This is a genomic window from Heyndrickxia sp. NPDC080065 (assembly GCF_050281185.1).
In the GTDB taxonomy this organism is placed as follows: Bacteria; Bacillota; Bacilli; order Bacillales; family Bacillaceae_C; genus Heyndrickxia.
This window is the reverse complement of record NZ_JBNNWS010000024.1, coordinates 49,521-57,635: the sequence shown is the minus strand read 5'-3', so window position 1 is coordinate 57,635 and position 8,115 is coordinate 49,521. Positions and strand designations below refer to the sequence as shown.

General features: G+C 33.3%; 10 protein-coding genes. 2 read left to right on the top strand and 8 right to left on the bottom strand.

Features of this window, described 5'->3' with window-relative positions:
- Positions 1-234 precede the first annotated feature (234 nt).
- Positions 235-1,005, bottom strand: a complete 771-nt coding sequence (locus ACQKP0_RS22595) for a class I SAM-dependent methyltransferase (RefSeq protein WP_427408073.1) — start codon at positions 1,003-1,005, stop codon at positions 235-237.
- A 189-nt stretch (positions 1,006-1,194) separates the two neighbouring features.
- Positions 1,195-2,043 carry an arylamine N-acetyltransferase gene (locus ACQKP0_RS22590; protein ID WP_427408072.1) on the bottom strand — a complete coding sequence of 283 codons (849 nt, stop codon included), beginning with the start codon at positions 2,041-2,043 and terminating at the stop codon, positions 1,195-1,197.
- A 532-nt stretch (positions 2,044-2,575) separates the two neighbouring features.
- Here ACQKP0_RS22590 and ACQKP0_RS22585 point away from each other — a divergent pair.
- Complete coding sequence (locus ACQKP0_RS22585) at positions 2,576-2,821, top strand: hypothetical protein (RefSeq protein ID WP_427408077.1); 246 nt, start codon at positions 2,576-2,578, stop codon at positions 2,819-2,821.
- 525 nt (positions 2,822-3,346) lie between these two features.
- Positions 3,347-3,574 (top strand): tyrosine-type recombinase/integrase, encoded by a 228-nt coding sequence (locus ACQKP0_RS22580; RefSeq protein WP_427408076.1) that lies wholly within the window; start codon positions 3,347-3,349, stop codon positions 3,572-3,574.
- A gap of 98 nt (positions 3,575-3,672) precedes the next feature.
- On the opposite strand, the gene rpsI is transcribed toward ACQKP0_RS22580, so the two are convergent.
- From rpsI to ACQKP0_RS22550, 6 genes are all read right to left on the bottom strand, one after another.
- Positions 3,673-4,065: a 30S ribosomal protein S9 gene (gene rpsI, locus ACQKP0_RS22575; RefSeq protein ID WP_427408071.1), complete on the bottom strand. Its 393-nt coding sequence runs from the start codon at positions 4,063-4,065 to the stop codon at positions 3,673-3,675.
- Positions 4,066-4,086: 21 nt separating this feature from the next.
- Positions 4,087-4,524 carry a 50S ribosomal protein L13 gene (gene rplM / locus ACQKP0_RS22570; protein WP_427408070.1) on the bottom strand — a complete coding sequence of 146 codons (438 nt, stop codon included), beginning with the start codon at positions 4,522-4,524 and terminating at the stop codon, positions 4,087-4,089.
- A 204-nt stretch (positions 4,525-4,728) separates the two neighbouring features.
- Positions 4,729-5,469 carry a tRNA pseudouridine(38-40) synthase TruA gene (gene truA / locus ACQKP0_RS22565; RefSeq protein ID WP_427408069.1) on the bottom strand — a complete coding sequence of 247 codons (741 nt, stop codon included), beginning with the start codon at positions 5,467-5,469 and terminating at the stop codon, positions 4,729-4,731.
- A 10-nt stretch (positions 5,470-5,479) separates the two neighbouring features.
- On the bottom strand, positions 5,480-6,277 hold the full coding sequence (locus tag ACQKP0_RS22560) for an energy-coupling factor transporter transmembrane component T family protein (protein ID WP_427408068.1): 798 nt from the start codon (positions 6,275-6,277) through the stop codon (positions 5,480-5,482).
- Positions 6,274-7,143 (bottom strand): energy-coupling factor ABC transporter ATP-binding protein, encoded by an 870-nt coding sequence (locus tag ACQKP0_RS22555; protein WP_427408067.1) that lies wholly within the window; start codon positions 7,141-7,143, stop codon positions 6,274-6,276. The genes ACQKP0_RS22560 and ACQKP0_RS22555 overlap by 4 nt, the downstream gene beginning before the upstream one ends.
- Complete coding sequence (locus ACQKP0_RS22550) at positions 7,119-7,958, bottom strand: energy-coupling factor ABC transporter ATP-binding protein (RefSeq protein ID WP_427408066.1); 840 nt, start codon at positions 7,956-7,958, stop codon at positions 7,119-7,121. The genes ACQKP0_RS22555 and ACQKP0_RS22550 overlap by 25 nt, the downstream gene beginning before the upstream one ends.
- Positions 7,959-8,115 lie beyond the last annotated feature (157 nt).

The following is an 8,115-nucleotide window of genomic DNA, read 5'->3' as shown; positions in this document are numbered from 1 at the left end:
GCTTTCATTCCGAGTTTCGATTAATCAGTTGTAATTGCATTTAGGCAATTCTCCTATTTCGTGCATTGGCACTTATAAGGAAACGTTTCGCACAGTGTAATTCTTCACAAACTTGGTTTAAACAAGATAGTTTATTAGTGGGATGCTGTCTAGTTAGCATTTTAAAACTAAACAAAAAGCATTGTTCCTTTGGATCAATGCCCCTATAGTAAAATTCTTGATATTTATTTTCTATTATCTTATTTTCCTGCAAACATAAATCATTTCGTAGCTTTCGTTAGTGATTGGAGTCTCTTTCCAATCACTAAATAAGTGTGAAATTTCAAAGCCATGAGCAATTAAAATTCTTTCCATCTCTTTTGGGAATACATATCTTAAGCTAATATTTGTTCTTTTTTCTTTTAAAATTTCACCGGCATTATTTTTATATCTTCTAATAGTTGTATAATGTTGAATTTGATTTAGAGAGTCGTAATCACTAATAGTAAATAAATCAACTGTATTTAAAGTTTCATTGTCAGTATAAGATCTCCAAAACTCTTCAGTACTAGGTTGTAACAATTCTTCAACACTAGGAAACCTTGTACCAAAAATGAATATACCTTCAATCTCTAAAGACTTATTTATGGAAGTAAGTAATCCATCCTGCGATTCATTTGTAAGGAAGTGTTGAAAAGAGTTACCAACTGAATATACTAAATTACTCTTGATTTTTAAATCTAATTTAGTACAATCCTGTTCAGTCCAATCTATTTGTAAATTAAGTTCATCTGCCTTCTTTTTGGCATGGTTTAACATTCCCTTATGTATATCTACTCCTACAAGCTTATGTCCTTTTTGCGCTAGAGGAATAGTTACTCTACCAGTACCACAAGCGATATCAATTATAGGACCTTGTTTTTTAGTTGCCCATTTTAGTAAAAATGGTATCTCTGGCATAAATAATTCATTTTCTTTATCGTATAAAATAGGGTCATCATATTCTTGAGAATTATTTAAAATCATTTTCTCCCCTTAAATTAATGCTAAGACATGTCTAATTATAATTTTATCCCATAATTGGAAATTTTCCAATAAAATAACCTACTAAGTTTGTACCATAAGTATGGATTTCTACATTATTACAGGAATGCTGCCACTGTAGTTTCAGAAAAGACATAAGAAATAAGAGCATGGATTTATGCATCCGTTCATTTAATATTTGGTGCTATGCTCAAAAATGTCTATTTTTAATCTCTTTAACACTTCAATAGCTTCTTTTACTGGTAATTTGGGTAACTTAAACTCTTCTATTAATACTGTTCTAATTTCCTCTTCTGATGATAAAGTTAAAACATTTGTTTCACCATTTGAATAACGTATACTGAACTTATTATTTACGATAGAAATACTTCTTTGTTTAGGGATTTGATATAGTTGGCATCTTAAAATAGTCATAAATGTGGCGTTAGGTTTATAAGATTTTTTTATTACTTCATTAAAATCACTAACTTTAGCTACTTTTCGAGAATTAAAGTGCCAAGCTTTTCCGCTTTGTTTCCCATTAACGTGGCGAACATATCTATACCTATTTAGTCGAGGATCTTCTGGTAATATATTAACTTCATCTTTACCAAAAGAGGAGATATTCTCAAAATCATTCTCAAAACGCACCGGTTTGAAAAAGGGAGCAGCAGCACCACAATCAACATAAAAACGTTCTTTATTAATTTTAACTATAATGCCCATGTGCTTTTCTTCAAGCATCACATGATAACAATCAAACCCAATCCCCCTTAATAAAATCAATAGGTTGGAATTCAAGGTGTAACAAGTTCCTCCAAAATTATATTCCTTAAAATTCTTAGTAAACAACTCAAATGAAGGTATTTCGAAATAATTATTATTATGATTTTCACAATATAAAAGCTTACTGATATTCTCAAAGGGAAAAGTATTTAATTGTGCATTACAAATTCTTTCTAAATAATTTAATGATGGCTTCTCTAAAGGTAAATTAAGAATGTCCAGATATTTAGTTATAGTTTCAGTTATATTTGCCAAGCTATTCTACCTCCCCAATACCTTTGTGTAGATTGTTTCTGTTTAACTAATCGTTTGTTCAGCCTTCTGTTTACTGTTATTCTTATATATTTGTTGAAGTTTCTCTTCTTGCGAATCTGTAATTTTATTTGAATTAAGTATTTTTAATACTTCATTCTTAACAATTGATCTTTCAGATTTAATTGTACTAATTCTTTGATATGTATTACTACCAATTATAAGTCCAACAAGTAATAAAGGAATAGATAAGTTTAGGGTAAAATATTTCAACTTCTTTATATAAAATTTGGAAGACGTTACATAATAGCATTCCATATCATTTATCTAACAACAGGATCGGAGCATTTTTTTGTTAAGAAATTCACTTAAACTATCTTGCCACGATTGTGACATAAACATGGCTCTTCATTTATAATAGGAATGTTATTACTTTAATCTTTACTTAAATAAGACAAATACTGTTAAAGCTACTTCTTTAGGTCTTACATCTATAGATAACAGTTTTATTCTCTTAATATTATAGTATAGTTAAATCGTTATAGACGGTGAAGTTATAGTTTCAGACAATCAAGGAAAGCCTGATTTTGAAGCTGTAATGGAACGCTTTAAATCAAAAAAATCATTTCATGAGATAACCTATTGTGTCTTTGATATTCTCTATTATAACTGTGAAAAGATAACTCATAGACCACTCTTAGAGAGAAAAGAAATACTCTCTCAAATCATTCCCGAAGATAAATATCTTTCTGGAATTTCTTTACTTTTTTCTTCAATATGACTTTTTCGTTCTTGGTGACGTTTTTTTGTTTTAAAGTCCTTTTTATAAATCAGATTATCATGTTGTGCTATTTTTTACACTCCTTCCAATTTTCTAACAATTCAATTTTACCTCACTAAATAAGTTACGACAACTCTATAATGTCATAACTTATTTTTCTATTTAAAAACTAAGTTTTTTTATATAACTTTAAAATAAATTTTGATTAGAAATACCAAATAAACATGAAATTTATACAGTAAATTTAAAGAATCCATTTTGAAAAAAATCTATCAAAATGGATTCTACAGTTTTTATTACAGATGTATTTTTATATTTAGCCCCCTTACATAATAAAAAAAATTAAACTAGATGATGAAACATTCGAGATCATAAAGGAACTAATGAATTTGAATGAAGAACATAGAAATGAGTTTGGTAATCCAGAAATAGAACATTTTCTGTTTCCGAGAGAGGATTTAAGACCTATGAGACTTGAATACCCCAATGAAACCCTATTTTCGGCTTGTAAGAGGTTTAAGGTAGATAAACATTAAAGTACATGGATTAAGGCATACACACGCTTCTATGCTGTTTGCGGCAGGTGCTAGAATGAAGGACGTACAAATGAGATTAGGACACTCCCGAATTTCTATTACAATGGACATTTATACCCACGTTACAAAGCAAAGTGAAGAAGATATAAACGACTTGTTGGCAGATTATCTAAATAGAAATACGCATGAAAATAAAGAAAAAGAGCCACAAAAATAATTTATAAATTTTTGCAGTCAAATTGCAGTCAAAAGCTTTTTAAGTCATAAAAACAGCCCATTCCAACAAAGTTGAAACGAGCTGTAAACGTTGATTTATTAACGTTTTGAGAACTGAGGTGCACGACGAGCGCCTTTAAGACCGTATTTTTTACGTTCTTTCATACGAGCGTCACGAGTTAATAGACCTGCACGTTTTAATGTTGAACGGTATTCAGGATCAGCTTGCAATAATGCACGAGCGATACCATGACGGATTGCTCCAGCTTGACCTGTGAAACCACCACCACTAACGTTTACTAAAACATCGTAGTTACCAAGAGTTTCAGTTGCGTTTAATGGTTGTTTAATTACTTCGATTAAAGCTGCAAATGGAATATAGTTTTCTACTTCACGTCCGTTGATTACGATACGACCGTTACCAGGAACTAAACGAACACGTGCAACAGAGCTTTTACGACGTCCTGTTCCGTAATATTGAACTTGTGCCAAATTAATACCCTCCCTTATTGATTATCCGCGAAGTTCGTACACTTCTGGTTTTTGTGCTGTATGTGGATGTTCTGCACCTGCATACACATGTAATTTCTTGAACATTTGGCGACCTAAAGAACCTTTTGGAAGCATTCCTTTAATAGCTAGTTCAAGCATTTTTTCTGGATAGTTTGTACGCATTTCGTTTGCTGTACGAGTTTTTAAACCACCAGCAAATTGTGAATGACGGTAATAGATTTTGTCAGATAATTTCTTACCTGTTAATTCGATTTTTGATGCATTTAAAATAATAACATAATCACCAGTATCAACATGTGGTGTGAAAGTTGGTTTATGTTTACCGCGCAAAATAGATGCTACTTCACTTGATAAACGACCTAAAGTTTTACCTTCAGCATCCACAACGTACCATTTACGTTCTATATTGTTTGCATTAGCCATATACGTAGTACGCATTAGTTACCCTCCTAAAAATAAAAAATTAAATTCTATCGTATTTATTATTATCACGAATAAGTTCCGGGGCTTATTTGTGGGGTTAATAACATACCATATGTAATAATATCTTTTTATAACATCAATGTCAAGATAATGTTACACCTGGTTTAGTTGTTTTGGTGGTGTTAGTAAATTCCAACTCTAGCACCAAGCCCCAATTCCCTATTTATAATACACCTTCCACAAATAAAGCCCTTCAGCCGGGGCAGTTTTCCCAGCATATGCACGATTTTTCTTTTCAAGAATAATAGGAATATCTTGTGGACTTTTTTTCTTCATTCCTACCTCTAAAATCGTTCCCATCAGAATTCGAACCATATTATAAAGGAAACCATTTCCCACAAATGTAAATTCAAGTTCATCATTTTCTTTAGAAAAATGAATCTCTTGTAACGTTCTAACTTTGTCTATGATCTCAGTTTTGGCAGAACAGAAGCTGGTAAAATCATGTGTTCCAATTAAATAGTTACAGGCTTTTTCCATCGCACTGTAATCTAATGAATAAGGAAAATGATATGAATAATGACGTTTAAAAGGGTCTCTAAATAGACTTGTGTGCACCTTATAATGATATTCCTTCTGAGCGACGGAATACCTCGCATGAAAACCTGAATCCGCTATTTTCATATTTTTAATTGATATATCATCAGGAAGAGTACTATTCATCACAATTGGCCAACGCCCAAGTGGAATATTAAGGGGCGAATCAAAATGAATCACTTGCCCAATTGCATGAACACCTGCATCCGTTCTTCCGGATCCTGTTACTTTTATCTCTTCACCCTTATGAATCTTTTTCAGAGCCGCTTCAAGCTCCCCTTGAACCGTACGACCATTTGGTTGAACTTGATAGCCTGAAAATCCTGAACCATCATACGATATTACACACTTATATCGAAACATGAACTTTCCCTCACGCTCTAAAGATAATTAATGCTATAGTTAATAGGAGTAAAAGTAATACCGCCAGAGAATCTGATCTTCTCCAGTTTAACAATCGATATTTTGTACGACCTTCTCCACCACGATAGCCTCTCGCTTCCATAGCTGTTGCCAATTCCTCAGCCCGTTTAAAAGAACTAACAAAAAGTGGAATAAGCAATGGAATAATAGCTTTTATTCGATCTTTTATCGGACCACCTGAAAAATCGACCCCTCTGGCCATTTGTGCTTTCATAATTTTATCTGTTTCATCCATCAGTGTAGGAATAAACCGTAAAGAAATAGACATCATTAAAGCTAATTCATGGACAGGAAATTTCAATTTTTTTAATGGGTTTAATAAGGTCTCCAATCCATCTGTTAGAGATATAGGTGTTGTTGTTAATGTCATAAGAGATGTAACAAAGATTAATAACATAAATCTAAGAGAAATAAAAAGACCCTGTTTTAAACCTTCTTCATATATTTTAATAAATCCCAAGTGAAAAATGAGACTCCCTTGTTTCGTAAAAAATAAATGTAATACTAACGTAAACAGGATCAGCCAAAGAATAGGCTTTAACCCCTTAATAAAAAAATTAAAAGGTATTTTTGAAATAAAAACTAATAGAATTGTAAAAACAGCCAATATGCCGTAAGTTATCGCATTATTCGCCAAAAAGACAATGCATATAAATGCAAATACAAAAATCAGTTTTGAACGTGGATCTAGTCGATGGATAACAGACTCAGCTGGAACATAACGACCAAAAATCATTTTTTCCATCATGGCCGTTCACCTCGACTATATAAATTTTTTACTGCATTTGAGAGCTCCTCAATCGTTAAGCATGTTTTTCCCAGATTTCTGTTTATTTTTTCTTCTAAAAGGTACTGGAAACTTACGACATCTGGAACATTTAACCCTAATGATAATAGTTCCTTAGGTTCTGAAAAAATTTCTTCTGGGGTCCCTTTTCGTTTTATCTCCCCTTGATGCATAATAACAATTTCGTCTGCATAAACAGCCGCATCCTCCATACTATGTGTAACAAGTACAGTTGATAAACCTTTTTCCTTATGAAGACGATAAAACATTTCCATGATTTCTTTACGCCCTCTCGGATCTAGTCCTGCTGTAGGCTCGTCCAAAACTAGCACTTCCGGTTCCATCGCTAATACACCGGCGATTGCCACTCTTCTCATTTGCCCACCAGATAAATCAAATGGCGATTTTGTAAGTACTTCTTCTGATAATCCTACTTGAAGAATCAGTTCCCGTGCTCGTTTCTTAGCTTCTTCTTTACTTACCCCATAATTCAGCGGACCAAAACAAATATCTTTTTCGACTGTTTCTTCAAAAAGTTGATGCTCAGGAAATTGAAAAACGATTCCAACCTTTTGTCGAACTTGGCGAAGGTTTTTTTCCTTTTTTTCAGAGTTGATAACATAATCACCAACATTTATTTTTCCCTTTGTAGGCTGCAATAAAGCATTTAAATGCTGCAGAAGGGTGGATTTCCCGGAACCGGTATGACCGATAATGGCTATAAAGCGGCCTGAAGGAATAGACAAATCAATATTCTTTATCGCTAACCTTTCAAAAGGAGTATTCGCTTGATAACGATATTCTACTTGCTCAAGTGTAATGTCCATAGTGCATCCACCAATTCTTTTTCTGTTAAATACATATTAGGCAAATGAAATCCTTGTTCCTCTAACTGCTTGCCCATTTTTATTGTAAAAGGGATATCTAACCCAAGCTTAACTAGTTCTTCTTCCATTCGAAAGATTTCAATGGGGGTACCTTCTTTAAAAACTTCTCCTTTATTTAAAACAATGATTCGGTCTGCTCTTGATGCTTCTTCCAGATCATGTGTAATTGAAATAACAGTAAGTCCAATTTTCTCCTTTAGCTCTCGAATCGTTTCCAAAACCTCTTTGCGGCCTTTTGGATCTAACATCGATGTAGCCTCATCCAAAATGATTACTTTCGGCTGAAGTGCAATAACACCTGCAATTGCGACTCTTTGTTTCTGTCCCCCAGATAAATGGTGTGGCTCTTGATCAAGAAACTTAAGCATATTTACTCTACTTAAAGCGTCATTTACACGCTCTACCATTACCTTTTGATCAACACCGTTATTTTCTAAACCAAAAGCCACATCATCCTGCACAGTCGTTCCAACAAACTGATTATCAGGGTTTTGAAACACCATACCAATCAGCTTTCTAATATCCCAAACGGTTTCCTCAGATAATAAAATATCTTCAACCATTACTTTTCCCATTTCCGGAAAGTGAAGGCCATTTAACATCTTTGCCAATGTAGATTTACCAGAACCATTGTGGCCTACGATTGCCAGCCATTCCCCATGATTAATAGATAATGATACATCGTTAAGTGCATAAGGCTCTTGACCAGGATAACGATAAAAAACATTTTCTATAGAAATAACCTGTTCTGCCATTTCCATGCCTCCTCTAAGCTAAGCTATTCTGTCTCGTCTCTAAAAATTTATACGAAAAATAAAAAAGCCTGCATCCCTCTCCTGGGGAATTATACACGTTCCCTGGTCACAAAAACTCTATTTACTAGAGATGGAGAGGGATGCAAGGAGCTAGACG

Excerpts from the sequence above, each read along its gene's own strand:
- rplM (WP_427408070.1), bottom strand. The coding sequence starts at position 4,524 with ATGCGTACTACGTATATGGCTAATGCAAACAATATAGAACGTAAATGG.
- ACQKP0_RS22560 (WP_427408068.1), bottom strand. The coding sequence starts at position 6,277 with ATGATGGAAAAAATGATTTTTGGTCGTTATGTTCCAGCTGAGTCTGTT.
- ACQKP0_RS22595 (WP_427408073.1), bottom strand. The coding sequence starts at position 1,005 with ATGATTTTAAATAATTCTCAAGAATATGATGACCCTATTTTATACGAT.
- ACQKP0_RS22555 (WP_427408067.1), bottom strand. The coding sequence starts at position 7,143 with ATGGACATTACACTTGAGCAAGTAGAATATCGTTATCAAGCGAATACT.
- truA (WP_427408069.1), bottom strand. The coding sequence starts at position 5,469 with ATGTTTCGATATAAGTGTGTAATATCGTATGATGGTTCAGGATTTTCA.
- ACQKP0_RS22550 (WP_427408066.1), bottom strand. The coding sequence starts at position 7,958 with ATGGCAGAACAGGTTATTTCTATAGAAAATGTTTTTTATCGTTATCCT.